This window comes from Marinobacter sp., from assembly GCF_052094685.1.
Taxonomy (GTDB): domain Bacteria; phylum Pseudomonadota; class Gammaproteobacteria; order Pseudomonadales; family Oleiphilaceae; genus Marinobacter.
Genome location: NZ_JBQDKB010000046.1, coordinates 18,260 through 28,889, shown reverse-complemented (window position 1 = coordinate 28,889; position 10,630 = coordinate 18,260). Strand labels below are relative to the sequence as shown.

At 55.5% G+C, this 10,630-nt stretch carries 13 protein-coding genes; 4 read left to right on the top strand and 9 right to left on the bottom strand.

All coding sequences use genetic code 11. From position 1 onward, the window contains the following. Positions 1-180 precede the first annotated feature (180 nt). The 8 genes from ACTH3S_RS10785 to ACTH3S_RS10750 all read right to left on the bottom strand — a co-directional run bounded on the left by ACTH3S_RS10785 (position 181) and on the right by ACTH3S_RS10750 (position 5,522). On the bottom strand, positions 181-528 hold the full coding sequence (locus ACTH3S_RS10785) for an AzlD domain-containing protein (RefSeq protein WP_441809016.1): 348 nt from the start codon (positions 526-528) through the stop codon (positions 181-183). Next, positions 518-1,252 (bottom strand): AzlC family ABC transporter permease, encoded by a 735-nt coding sequence (locus ACTH3S_RS10780; RefSeq protein WP_441809015.1) that lies wholly within the window; start codon positions 1,250-1,252, stop codon positions 518-520. Before ACTH3S_RS10780 ends, ACTH3S_RS10785 begins: the two co-directional genes overlap by 11 nt. After that, a complete protein-coding gene (locus tag ACTH3S_RS10775) occupies positions 1,249-1,779 on the bottom strand; it encodes a helix-turn-helix domain-containing protein (protein ID WP_441809014.1) in 531 nt (176 codons plus the stop codon). Before ACTH3S_RS10775 ends, ACTH3S_RS10780 begins: the two co-directional genes overlap by 4 nt. A 124-nt stretch (positions 1,780-1,903) precedes the next feature. Then, positions 1,904-2,242: a tRNA-binding protein gene (locus tag ACTH3S_RS10770; RefSeq protein WP_441809013.1), complete on the bottom strand. Its 339-nt coding sequence runs from the start codon at positions 2,240-2,242 to the stop codon at positions 1,904-1,906. Between the two features lie 21 nt (positions 2,243-2,263). Beyond that, entirely contained in the window at positions 2,264-3,160 is an 897-nt protein-coding gene (gene yddG, locus ACTH3S_RS10765; RefSeq protein ID WP_441809012.1) for an aromatic amino acid exporter YddG, read from the bottom strand. 103 nt (positions 3,161-3,263) lie between these two features. After that, entirely contained in the window at positions 3,264-3,995 is a 732-nt protein-coding gene (locus ACTH3S_RS10760; protein WP_441809011.1) for a helix-turn-helix domain-containing protein, read from the bottom strand. A gap of 39 nt (positions 3,996-4,034) precedes the next feature. Further along, the gene (locus ACTH3S_RS10755; RefSeq protein WP_441809010.1) at positions 4,035-5,036 is read right to left on the bottom strand and encodes an NAD(P)H-dependent flavin oxidoreductase; all 1,002 of its coding nucleotides are present in this window, start codon (positions 5,034-5,036) and stop codon (positions 4,035-4,037) included. Positions 5,037-5,144: 108 nt separating this feature from the next. Then, positions 5,145-5,522 (bottom strand): SirB2 family protein, encoded by a 378-nt coding sequence (locus ACTH3S_RS10750; protein WP_441809009.1) that lies wholly within the window; start codon positions 5,520-5,522, stop codon positions 5,145-5,147. A 126-nt stretch (positions 5,523-5,648) separates the two neighbouring features. Between ACTH3S_RS10750 and ACTH3S_RS10745 the strand changes: the two genes are divergently transcribed. The 3 genes from ACTH3S_RS10745 (at position 5,649) to ACTH3S_RS10735 (ending at position 8,658) form a co-directional block, all read left to right on the top strand. Continuing rightward, the gene (locus ACTH3S_RS10745; protein ID WP_441809008.1) at positions 5,649-6,833 is read left to right on the top strand and encodes an NnrS family protein; all 1,185 of its coding nucleotides are present in this window, start codon (positions 5,649-5,651) and stop codon (positions 6,831-6,833) included. 92 nt (positions 6,834-6,925) lie between these two features. Next, positions 6,926-7,435: a bifunctional 3-hydroxydecanoyl-ACP dehydratase/trans-2-decenoyl-ACP isomerase gene (gene fabA, locus ACTH3S_RS10740; protein WP_441809007.1), complete on the top strand. Its 510-nt coding sequence runs from the start codon at positions 6,926-6,928 to the stop codon at positions 7,433-7,435. An 11-nt stretch (positions 7,436-7,446) separates the two neighbouring features. Continuing rightward, positions 7,447-8,658, top strand: a complete 1,212-nt coding sequence (locus ACTH3S_RS10735) for a beta-ketoacyl synthase N-terminal-like domain-containing protein (protein WP_441809006.1) — start codon at positions 7,447-7,449, stop codon at positions 8,656-8,658. A gap of 6 nt (positions 8,659-8,664) precedes the next feature. On the opposite strand, the gene ACTH3S_RS10730 is transcribed toward ACTH3S_RS10735, so the two are convergent. Then, positions 8,665-9,021, bottom strand: coding sequence for a helix-turn-helix transcriptional regulator (locus ACTH3S_RS10730; RefSeq protein ID WP_441809005.1), 357 nt, complete (start codon positions 9,019-9,021; stop codon positions 8,665-8,667). A gap of 156 nt (positions 9,022-9,177) precedes the next feature. Here ACTH3S_RS10730 and trhP point away from each other — a divergent pair, with 156 nt between their 5' ends. Continuing rightward, entirely contained in the window at positions 9,178-10,497 is a 1,320-nt protein-coding gene (trhP, locus tag ACTH3S_RS10725; RefSeq protein WP_441809004.1) for a prephenate-dependent tRNA uridine(34) hydroxylase TrhP, read from the top strand. Positions 10,498-10,630 lie beyond the last annotated feature (133 nt).

The following is a 10,630-nucleotide window of genomic DNA, read 5'->3' as shown; positions in this document are numbered from 1 at the left end:
GCCCGGTTCATCACGCCTCCTGACAGCGCGACCGCTAGTGGCCGGATCGACGCTCTTGGCTATTACCGCTCTGCGCCGGGCCGGCAGTGATCCTCGGTAGCGGTGCACTCTACCCCGCGTTGGCCAAGCCCGAATGATATCTGAGCCATGCTCTCACGTGTAATCCCGACAATGATCAGATCAACTCACAACGAAAGCGAGAACCCTGACCACACCAAACGCCGCAACGCCCCAGATAACAGGCCAGCCCAGTGATTTCGTTCTCCACCAGACCAGCAGGGTGATACACACCCCAACGGCGGTTGCTAACCAGGCATTCAGGGTTGCGGTTGCCGGTACCAGTGAGGTGCCCAGCATTGCGGCGATCATCACCGGGCCAAGGACACCCAGCCATCCAGGCATGGCCGCTGTACTCCCCTGGCTGTCCTCCCGGCCCAGGCGCCTCTGCATCCACACCAGCGGCAGCAAGCGCATCAGCAAGGTGCCCACCGCCGCAACCATCACGGCCACCCAAAGCTCACTTGCCATTGTATTGCACCTCCGCCCGCGTATTGGCTTGCACCACAAAGAACACCGCAGCGCCCAGAAGCGCGGAAACCGGTATCGCCACATTGGGCAGACCATTGGCCGCGAACAGCAAGGCCACCACAATCGAGCAGCCCAACGCCGCGGCCCATAGCGAGGAGGTGAACCTCGGGGCCAGTAGCACCAGGAACAGCGCCGGCAGCGCGAAGGGCATGATGTCGTTCAGCAATGGCCAGCGCTCGGTCAGCTCCTGCCCCGCAATGGCGCCCAGGGCCGTGCCGCCGACCCAGCTGAACCAGGCCAGAAGCATGGCCCCCGTGAACCACCCCAGGCGTTGCGAGGGCGGCATAGCCGGCAGGCGGGTATGGGCCAGGGCAAAGATCTGGTCCGTCAGCCCGTGCATCAGCCAGAGCCACCGCCGACTGCCGGTTAACCAGGGCGCGAGATTGGGCGCGTAAACCAGATGCCGGGCATTGATCAACAGCGTCATCAGTACCACAAGCCACAGGGGTGCGCCTGAGGCAACCATTCCCACAAACAGGAACTGGGATGCTCCGGCATAAATGACCAGGGAGATAATGATCGCCTCCCAACTGCTGAAGCCGGCCTGATTGGCAATGAGGCCAAATGAGGTTGCTACCGGTATGTACCCGCCCAGCAACGGAATCGCATCCCGCATCCCCTTTACCCAGGCGTGCCGGTGCACACTTATCGCATGATCGGTCATGGCGTCTCACCGTCCTTCTGGTACACGATGGTCACCAGCAGCGTTGCCCAGGCATCCTGGGTGCGATAGATGTGGGGATTTTCCGCGTTGAATGAATGGCTCTGGCCGGCCTGCAGGTGCCTGGCGTGCTCCGTCACACCAACTTCCAACTGACCACTGATAACGGTGACGGATTCCACGGTCCCCGGCGTATGACCCTCAGCTACCCGAGTGGTATTGGGGGCACAGGACATCCAGTAGGCATCCACCCGGGGATCGTCGCCTCCTTGATCTACAAGCCGTACCTGCACACCCTCATCACCAACCGGTACACCAATGGGCGCAACCAGGGTGCCGAATGGCACGTTGAGCTGGCCGGCCAGCCGCCAGATGGTATCCAGGGTCGGATTGCCGTTGCCCTGTTCCAGGCGGGACAAATTCGATTTGGCAACACCCGCTGCTGCGGCAAGCCGGGAAAGCGACCATCCACGAGCCATGCGCAGGGACTGGAGCTGTCGCCCGAGGGTTTGGAGAGAGAGTTGATCCACTTGAACTGCTTCCTGACTGTTCCATTTAAAGAACGTTCTACAAAAGGAACGGGGCAATGTCAATGAATATCAGGCCTGACATTGGCCAGCAGCAGGTCTTTGTGAGTGTTTCAGGTGAGCTCGATCAAAGCAGCCTCCCACCATTTTCAACCGCAAAATCCGGGGTTACCAAGGCCACGCCACCCGCCTCCGTGTGCACCCCGGTCACCAGGCATTCAGACACGAAAGGGCCGATCTGTTTGGGAGGGAAATTGGTAACGGCCAGCACCTGCTTGCCTTTAAGCGTTTCCTTGTCATAGAGGTCAGTGACCTGGGCACTGGATTTACGAACGCCGATTTCAGGACCAAAATCCACTTTCAACTTGTAGGCGGGTTTTCGTGCTTCAGGAAAATCCTCCACCTCGATGATCGTGCCGATCCGTAGCTCTACCTTTTCAAAGTCATCCCAACGAATCATCTTCAACTCCTCCGTAACAAAGATTGATCAATAAATCGTGTCAGGCTCGGGCACCGGCTGCCGCTTTGCCCTGCCGGCAATTAAAGAGCCCAACACGATCAGAACACTGGCGGCCATAACAGCACTTGTGGCTTCCCCGTAACCTGCGGCGATCAGCAATACCACGGAAATAAGCGGAGCACTGTAAGCCAGAGTGCCCAGCAACTGGATGTTGCCGTGTTTCACGCCATAGTCCCAAGTAAAAAAGGCGATACCGACCGGCCCCAAACCCAGGCCTAGCACGCCAGCCCATTGAACCCACCCGCTTGGCCACACCGTTGTTTCCCAAATCAGGTGACACACCAGAGCCAGAACAGCGGTCACACCACAAAACCACCCTACGGCATCGGTTGGGACATTTTTTACCAAGCGGGACAGAACAGAGTATGACGACCAGATCAGCGCACAACTGAATGCCACGGCATAACCGCCGATATTGCCAACAGTAAAGCCTGCACTGTTCCTTCCAACCAGCACCCAGCACCCCACAAGCGCAAGACTCGCCCCCAGGATATGGGGTTTGCGCAAGGACTCACCCGGCAACAGCGACGACATCAGCACAATAAACAACGGCCAGAGATAGGCTAGCAGGCTCACTTCTATCGCGGGCGCCAGGGTCATCGCCTTGAAATAGGCAAAATGGTAACCGAACAGACCGCCAACTCCGATGCACCAGGCCAAGGGCGGCTGGCTTATATACCGGGTTCCAGAATGGCCCGCCAGAAACCAGCGAACACACATCAGCAAGAATGCGATGCCAAACGTCATCGACATCAACTGAAATTCCGGAATGTCCCCACCGGTAAGCTTGGTCAACAGTGCAAGCGTTCCCCAGAGAAATACAGAGATGGAGCCTATCCAGGTCGCCGTAACAATGGTCGCCATAACTACCCTCGGAAAGTTGCAGGTGAAAATTGCCGGTTAAAGGGTTCAGAAGGGTGGATTTTATAACCCCACAGGCCAGGCAAGCTTTCGGATTACGGCAGACTTATTTCGACTTTCGGCGAAAATGACTGGGTGATTTGCCGAAGTGGCGGGAAAAGCGATCACTGAACGCCGAAAGTGAGCGGTAGCCCACACAATCGGCTATACGCTGAATATCAAGGTCTGACTGCGCCAGTAAACGCCAGGATTCCTGCATTCGCACCTCGGTCAGGTAATGGTGCGGTGTCATGCCAATCTGTACACGAAACAGCTCATTAAGCTGTCGAATGCTCAGGTGGGCCACAGACGCGAGTTCGGCAGCGGTAATTTTTCTGTGGAAGTTATCGTCAATGAATTGCTTTGCCGCAGATACTCGCCGGTCCAGGTTCAGTTTGTCGCCGTGCCGTTCCTGTAGAAGCTGAATTAACAGCAGCAACATCTGGTGCTCTGTGTGGGATGACCCCGCACCGTTTGACAATTGCGAGTGCAGAAACTGGACGTAGTGGAGTAAGGCCGGATCCAGGTCAACAAAGAAGGGAAGCCGATCCAGTGCCGGGGCCAGGGACTCTGGCAAATCAGCCACCAGAAACTGATTTACCTCCGTTGCACAATACCCGTGATCACGTCCGGACGGGATAACAGCGGCCCGGTTACGCGCGACAGCACCCTCGGTTTTGTCGACAGACAGCGAGAGCTTACCCAGCAGGGGCAACACCAGTTGGTGGTGACCGTGAGTGTGTTGTTTGCCCTCGTTATCATAACTTCGCAGGTGAAGGTTTACGCCGGATGCTGCCATATACGGAGTATATTCGAATGTCTGTGCGTGTGGCGCCAGTCAGGAAAACCCGCATTCTCGCACCAAGTTTGCGATCAGTTCACCCGCAGGCATCTCTCGGGCCAGCGGAGCGCCTTGCCCAGCCCAATAAGCGGAGAATTCCAGGCTGCCCTTGGCCACAGAAGCGGCTGCCAGGGCTTTTCCTGCATCATAGGCCATTGGGTAACCGGGTATTGCTGGTGCATCCAACCGATCAATTTCCGTGTGAAAGCGGTTCACAATACCCCTGGCTGGGCGTCCTGAAATCGCACTGGTGATCTGCGTGTTCCGGCAGCGGTCACTTTTCAGTACAGCGCGATAATTGGCATTGGCCCCGGATTCCGCGCAGAGAATAAACGCTGTTCCCAGCTGAGCACCCACCGCACCGGCTTCCAATACGGCGCTGATTGCCTGCCCATTCATCAGCCCCCCTGCTGCAATAACCGGAACCTTTACCGTGGCGCAAACCAGACGGGTAAGAGCCAGCGTGCCCAGCCGTTGATCACCCTTCTCTGGTTCGAACACTCCGCGATGCCCTCCCGCCTCGGAGCCCTGAGCCACAACGAAATCGACACCTGAAGCTTCAACAACCAAGGCTTCCTCAAGAGTTGTTGCACAGCCAAAGGTTGCAATGCCTGCGTCGCGAAGGGACTGAATCCAATCCACAGGGGGCAACCCGAAATGAAAGCTGACAACCGCGGGTTTCTCCTGCAGCAGCATGTCCAGGGTAGCCCGGTTCTCATTGAAACTCTGGTACGGCGTGGTTAACTGTGAGGGAGACGCGGCATCAAACTGCTCGAAAAACGGTTGAAGATGTTTGATCCACTCCAATTCCTGCTGCGGGTCTGGAACCGCTGCCTGATGACAGAAAACGTTGACGTTAAATGGCTTGTCGGTCAACGCGCGGGTTGCCGATATCATCTCTCGCGCCTTTTCCACCGTGCTTACCCCTATTCCGATCGAGCCTAATCCGCCAGCATTTGATACGGCGGCTGCAAGCTCTGGCGCTGAAACGCCGACCATCGGTTACTAGATGATGGGATACGGGGCTTTAATGCTACGGGTCAGAGCGTTCGAGACAGTCATGGTGGCTTCTATACCTCCAGGTTGAACCTGCTATCGAATTTCTATTTAAAACAGAACTGGTTTGGTCATCGCAAGATGAAAGATAACCGATACCTGAGCCAACGCCAGCACTGCCGCCACAAGTCGAACCGGGCGCGACACGGTCACCTTCAGAGCGAAGAGACCGGCGGCGATATAGCCCAACAGTAAGAATATCTTGGCCAACAACCAACCCTGGCTGAGCGGGTTCCAACCCCCAACAAACAGCAGACTGATGGCTGCGATCAGTAGCACCGTGTCGTTTGCGTGAGGAATCCAGCGTAGCGGGGTCTGGCGCCAACCGGGTCTTCCTACGGCATCGAACAGTAGTCGTAATGTAAACAAGGCAACGGTAAGGTACGCCGCAGTCATGTGAACATGCTTCAAAATCACGTATGAGCTCATAAATCATTCCATTGTGAATCAAAACGATAGCGGCATTGTACGCAAAGATACTCCCAACCGGGTATGTTATTTCAGCCCGCGGGTGGTTAACATATAAATAACATATATGTATTAGCAGGAACCAACATGCAAGCGATCCCCACATCTTCCAAAACCGATTCCGCCAGCATTAGCCAGCTGTTCAGCTATCCATTCCGAATATTCTTTCTATCCATGACCTTACTGGCACTCTTAGTGATCCCGGCTTGGGTGTTACAAGTAACTGGCACTATCAACATGCCACTGGCAATGCCGGGGCTGTTTTGGCACCAACACGAAATGCTGTTCGGGTTCTTGTCGGCAGCCATCGCCGGGTTCTTGCTGACGGCGGTGTGCGTATGGACCCAAACTGAGCGCACTCATGGCTTCCGGCTTGTAATACTGTGGGGTGTTTGGCTAGCCGGGCGACTGCTGCTGGCATTTGGCGCGGATGTACCAGACTGGCTGGTTCAAGTCGTTAACCTCGCCTTCTTACCACTAGTAATGTTGGATACCGGATGGCGTGTTTGGCATGCCAAACAAAAAAGGCAGCTAATGATTCTGGTGGTTCTGGGCATTCTGTGGTTGATGCAGATCGGGTTTGTTACTCGCCTGGATATGGCCTTCAGCCACGGTGCACTAATTATCGCCATGGCGCTGATCGGTATTGTTGGCGGGCGCATCACTCCAGCGTTTACAACCGGTTGGCTGCGCCAGCGCGGGTTGGACCCCAGCGCTGTAAAAACTGTCCCGGCGCTAGACATGGCCGCCTTATTTTCCATGATCCTGCTAACCGCTTCACTGGTTACCGGCTGGCAAACGCTCACCGGCGTTCTGGCTATTGTCGCCGGCACCCTTACACTGGTTCGTCTGGCTAACTGGAAGGGCTGGCTGGCGCGCAAAGATCCCTTACTGTGGGTTCTGCATCTGTCGATTCTCTGGGTGCCTATTGCTCTGTACCTCTTGGCCGGCACTTTGTTTGCCGGCTGGCCGTCCAATGCCTGGAGCCACGCAGCGGGCACAGGCGCCGTCAGCTGCCTTATTCTGGGAGTCATCGCCCGAGTAACGCTGGGCCACACTGGCCGCCCATTGGTACTCCCAAAAGGTATGGTTGTCGCGTTTATTGCTGTTCAGCTTGCTGCTGTCATTCGCGTACTTACTGCGCTTGATATCATACCCTGGCACCCTGGGATTGGCAGTAGTAGCTTGCTCTGGATTTTCGCCTATGGCATGTTTTTGGTGCGCTACACAAAAATACTCGCAAGCCCTCGGCCAGACGGTCGCGTTGGTTGAAAATCACCAAATAGCCACTAATGGTCAATAGCGACTGGCGAAATACCAGCTAAAGTATCAGTAAATCATTCTGTAACAGAGACAATGGCACTATGAACCCGGATCATTTTGACAAAGAAGACCTGATTAAATGCGGTCATGGCAAACTTTTCCCGGGCGCCACGCGGCTGCCCATTGATGAAATGTTGATGGTCGACCGTGTCACCCACGTAGGTACGGATGACGGCCTTTATGGTAAGGGCAGCCTGGTAGCGGAACTGGACATTAACCCAGACCTTTGGTTTTTCAAAGTGCATTTTGTGGATGACCCCGTCATGCCAGGCTGCCTTGGCCTTGATGCCATGTGGCAGTTGGTGGGTTTTTACCTGGCATGGGACGGCAGCGAAGGTAAAGGCCGCGCACTGGGCGCCGGAGAAGTAAAATTCACCGGCCAGGTCCTGCCCACCAACAAAAAAGTGCGCTATTACCTCGACATTAAGCGCGTGATCAAACGTAAACTTACGTTGGCGATTGCCGACGGACGTATGGAAGTGGATGGCAAGGAAATCTACACAGCCAAAGACCTGCGGGTTGGCGTATTCTCTTCCACCGATGATTTTTAGGAGTTAGCAAGATGCGGCGTGTTGTTATCACCGGTATGGGGATTGTCTCCAGCCTAGGCACCAATCAGAAAGAAGTAACTCGTTCCCTACGGGAATCCATACCCGGCATTGGCTTCAGCGAAGAGGCTCGTGATAACGGTTTGCGCAGCCACGTTTGTGGCCAGATTGATCTGGACCTACCAGCACTGATTAACCGCAAGCTCTTGCGTTTCATGTGCCCAGCGGCTGCCTACACGTATCTCGCGGCTTGCGAGGCCATTGAGCAAGCAGGGCTAACCGAAGAACACCTCACGGCGAACAGCACGGGCGCTGTTTTCGGCACTGGCGGCGCATCCACTGTCGAACTGATGGACGCCATTGACACCCATAGGGAAAAAGGTATTCGCAAAGTTGGCCCATACCGCGTGCCTCGCACCATGGGCAGCTCCATAAATGCCACTATCGCCACAGCCTTCGGCATTACTGGCATCAACTATGGCATTACGTCAGCCTGCGCAACCAGTGCGCACGCAATTGGCCATGCGGCAGACCAGATTGCTCTCGGGCGCCAAGATGTCATGCTGGCCGGCGGTGGTGAGGATATCCACTGGACACTAAGCCTAATGTTCGATGCCATGGGCGCGCTTTCAACCAAATATAACGACAACCCAGGAATGGCTTCGCGCACCTACGATAAAGACCGAGATGGCTTTGTTATCTCCGGCGGCGGCGGCACTGTAGTGCTCGAAGCTCTGGAACATGCAGAGGCTCGTGGCGCAAATATCATTGCGGAGCTGGTTGGCTTTGGCGCCACATCAGACGGTGCCGACATGGTTGCCCCTAGCGGCGAAGGCGCCATACGCTGCATGCAGCAGGCGATGAAGGGCCTGGATGGCGAAATCAGCTACATCAACACCCACGGCACCAGCACACCAGCCGGTGATGTAACAGAACTGAACGCCCTGAAACAGACCTTTGGCGACAACATTCCGCCGCTAAGCTCTACCAAGCCTCTTTGCGGTCACGCCTTGGGCGCAGCTGGTGTTCATGAAGCCATCTACAGCATGATCATGCAAAAAGAAGGCTTTATTGCCCCGTCAGCCAACATCCAGAACCTGGACGAAGGCGCTGAAGGCTACCCAATTGTGCGCGAGCGGATGGACAACCAAAACCTGGATCTCGTGATGAGCAACAGCTTTGGCTTCGGTGGCACCAACGCAACATTGGTATTCAAAAAGGTCTGATCAAAATCAGGAAAGCTTAACAGAGCGGTATTCAGCCGGGGATGTACCCATCCAACGCTTAAACGCCCGGCTGAATGCACTCAGCTCTGAAAACCCAAGCTGTTCGGCTATTTCTACCAGCGGCTTGGTTTTGTCCTGCATATAAGTCAACGCCTGCTTACGGCGCACATCTTCCAGCAGACGGGCAAAGGTTAACCCCTCCCGCTTCAGTTTCTTATGAAGCGTGTACCGGCTCATGTGTAACTGTGACGCCACCACTTCAACGCCCACCTTGCCACGGGCAAGCTGAACACTGATCAGTGAACTCACTCTGTTACTCAATGAAACCCGCACCACCTCTGGGCTCAGAGGCTCTAATGCCATCCTCGGTTCTCCTTACTTACACACTGACTCGGTCAGCTTCGGCCTACAGCGTACACATGTTAGCTGAAAACAATCAATAAGACGTTTGAGCAGGGTCAAGGGAAAGTGAATTAGCTTGCGGCAAAATAGCGAACCACTGACCTACCCGGAGCCTCGATGAACATCCCGGAACTGCTGGCACCTGCCGGCACCCCTGAACACCTTGAAACCGCATTCGCCTATGGTGCAGATGCCGTTTATGCTGGCCAGCCCCGCTACTCCTTGCGGGTACGCAACAACAGCTTTAAAGACGCCACCGCCCTCGGGGCCGGCATACAAAGAGCTCACGCGCTGGGCAAGCAGTTCTACCTGGTATCCAACATTGCACCCCACAATGACAAAGTGCGCTCCTACCTGAGGGACCTGGCACCGGTACTGGAGCACAAGCCAGACGCTTTGATCATGTCCGACCCGGGCCTGATTATGCTAGTGCGGGAAAAATGGCCAGACCAACCCATTCACCTTTCCGTGCAAGCCAACGCAGTGAACTGGGCTACGGTAGAATTCTGGCGTCGCCAGGGCATCGGCCGGGTCATTCTGTCTCGGGAACTCGCCTTGGGCGAAATTCGCGACATCCGCGAGCGGGTTCCAGACATGGAACTGGAAGTATTTGTTCACGGCGCACTGTGCATGGCCTATTCCGGTCGTTGCCTGCTCTCCGGCTACATGAACCACCGGGACGCAAACCAAGGCGCCTGCACCAATGCCTGTCGGTGGAACTACAAAGAAGTTCAGCACGCTCACGACCACACGGGTGATTTGATTGCCTCATCGGCCCAAAGCGATGTTCAAAGCTACGAGCCGAAAGAAATCCTGCTGGAAGAACCCAACCGCCCCGGCAGCTATATCCCCGCCTATGAAGATGAACACGGCACCTACATCATGAACTCCCGAGATCTGCGCGCCGTGCAGCATGTAGCCGAACTGGCAGCCATGGGCGTGCATTCCCTGAAAATAGAGGGGCGCACCAAAAGCACTTATTACGTGGCACGCACCACCCAGATTTATCGCCGGGCAATTGACCAAGCGGTACAGGGCAAAACCTTCGACATGGGCCTGATGAACGAGCTGGAAGCTCTGTCCAGTCGCGGCTACACCGAAGGCTTCTTGCGCCGGCACATGCCCGAGGAATACCAAACCTATGAGCGAGGCTCATCCTATTTGGGCACTCAGCAAGTCGTTGGCACTATCACCGACGACAATGGCCAATGGCTGACCGTTGATGTGAAAAACAAGTTTGCCCCTGGCGATCGGCTTGAGCTGATTACACCTTCCGGCAACCTGCAGTTTTCGATACCTGTTATGGAAAACCGAAACGGCGTTGCTATGGACTACGCACCAGGCAGCGGCCATATCGTTCGCATTCCTCGCCCGCCCCAGACACCTAATACGCTGGAACACAGCTATTTAACCCGTATTCTGCCACCAGAAGGCTAAAGCTCCACGGAGCTTTAGCCTCCGTACAAGCTCATACCAAAGCCGCACAACACCCGCCAGACTTAGCCTCTGCCGGGTGTATTACGCTATAATCGGTTTTCCCAAAATTTAATACCTGACTAATTTACTCTGG

Coding starts and splice junctions, on each gene's coding strand:
- ACTH3S_RS10785 (WP_441809016.1), bottom strand. CDS start 528: ATGGCAAGTGAGCTTTGGGTGGCCGTGATGGTTGCGGCGGTGGGCACC.
- ACTH3S_RS10780 (WP_441809015.1), bottom strand. CDS start 1,252: ATGACCGATCATGCGATAAGTGTGCACCGGCACGCCTGGGTAAAGGGG.
- yddG (WP_441809012.1), bottom strand. CDS start 3,160: ATGGCGACCATTGTTACGGCGACCTGGATAGGCTCCATCTCTGTATTT.
- ACTH3S_RS10760 (WP_441809011.1), bottom strand. CDS start 3,995: ATGGCAGCATCCGGCGTAAACCTTCACCTGCGAAGTTATGATAACGAG.
- ACTH3S_RS10755 (WP_441809010.1), bottom strand. CDS start 5,036: ATGGTCGGCGTTTCAGCGCCAGAGCTTGCAGCCGCCGTATCAAATGCT.
- ACTH3S_RS10750 (WP_441809009.1), bottom strand. CDS start 5,522: ATGAGCTCATACGTGATTTTGAAGCATGTTCACATGACTGCGGCGTAC.
- ACTH3S_RS10745 (WP_441809008.1), top strand. CDS start 5,649: ATGCAAGCGATCCCCACATCTTCCAAAACCGATTCCGCCAGCATTAGC.
- fabA (WP_441809007.1), top strand. CDS start 6,926: ATGAACCCGGATCATTTTGACAAAGAAGACCTGATTAAATGCGGTCAT.
- ACTH3S_RS10735 (WP_441809006.1), top strand. CDS start 7,447: ATGCGGCGTGTTGTTATCACCGGTATGGGGATTGTCTCCAGCCTAGGC.
- ACTH3S_RS10730 (WP_441809005.1), bottom strand. CDS start 9,021: ATGGCATTAGAGCCTCTGAGCCCAGAGGTGGTGCGGGTTTCATTGAGT.
- trhP (WP_441809004.1), top strand. CDS start 9,178: ATGAACATCCCGGAACTGCTGGCACCTGCCGGCACCCCTGAACACCTT.